Raw genomic sequence first — 249 nt, 5'->3', positions numbered from 1 at the left:
ACTAACCTTAATACTCTCTTTTGTTCTTTCTGATTTATTACCAAATGTATTAAAAGACAAACTTAAGACGTGTATAACCAATTGCTCAGTCTGTGTGTACTCGGAAAATCCTGCGGATTTTCCTACTGGTTCGGTTTCTTTTGCTAACTTAGTTCCAGCCAACGCAACTAGCCATACACAAAACCGTTACCAAAAATACGTAGAAAACCAACTCTATTCAATAACTTAACGCAACAAATCAAGAGGACT

The 249-nt window shown here is 36.1% G+C and carries 1 protein-coding gene; it reads left to right on the top strand.

Annotated elements, in window-relative coordinates; all coding sequences use genetic code 11:
• Positions 1-229: hypothetical protein (locus ACRHNM_RS17580; RefSeq protein WP_431137938.1), on the top strand; the 229-nt coding region annotated here is incomplete at its 5' end.
• Positions 230-249 lie beyond the last annotated feature (20 nt).

The sequence above is a fragment of the Psychroserpens mesophilus genome (genome assembly GCF_050617655.1).
GTDB classification, from domain to species: Bacteria; Bacteroidota; Bacteroidia; order Flavobacteriales; family Flavobacteriaceae; genus Psychroserpens; species Psychroserpens mesophilus_A.
This window is presented reverse-complemented; position numbering and strand designations above follow the sequence as displayed.